This window comes from Phosphitispora fastidiosa (assembly GCF_019008365.1).
In the GTDB taxonomy this organism is placed as follows: domain Bacteria; phylum Bacillota; class Thermincolia; order Thermincolales; family UBA2595; genus Phosphitispora; species Phosphitispora fastidiosa.
Map to the genome: position 1 here is coordinate 1 of NZ_JAHHUL010000068.1, position 570 is coordinate 570.

General features: G+C 46.7%; 2 tRNA genes. Both read right to left on the reverse strand.

The annotated features are described in order from the left end of the window. Positions 1–168: 168 nt before the first annotated feature. Positions 169–244, reverse strand: a tRNA-Ala gene (locus Ga0451573_RS18970). Between the two features lie 20 nt (positions 245–264). Next, positions 265–341: transfer RNA gene (locus tag Ga0451573_RS18975), tRNA-Ile, on the reverse strand. Positions 342–570 lie beyond the last annotated feature (229 nt).

The window sequence follows — 570 nt, forward strand, 5'->3', positions numbered from 1 at the left end:
AAAGTTTTCAAAGAACACGGTCTGTTTCAAACTTCGTCTAGCTGCGTCAGATGGCTTTTCGACTCCTCAGCGTACATTCCGTACGCTTCCGTCATCAAAAATCCATCTTCCTTGCTATGCTCGTTTCAAACAGCCCTCTTTAAGCTGTTATTTAGCTTGTTGATTTAATGGTGGAGATGAGCGGAATCGAACCGCTGACCCCCTGCTTGCAAGGCAGGTGCTCTCCCAGCTGAGCTACACCCCCATTTTTCTTTTTGAGCTTTATGGTGGGCCTAGGTGGACTCGAACCACCGACCTCACGCTTATCAGGCGTGCGCTCTAACCAGCTGAGCTATAAGCCCCCACATACATAGCTGACTTGTGGTCAGCTATGTATACGCCGGGTTAATAACCCCCGGCGCGTCTTGTCTACATTATTTAGTTCAGCTGTTGTTTCAGTTGTTTTACTGTCTGATCTGCTTCTAGTGCTTCAGCTTTTGCTTCAATTAGTGCTTTATCTTGAAGGATTTTGGTCCCTCAAAACTAAACAGTGCTCGACTGTTCACTGGTGAACAGTCTTGAGAGATGGTT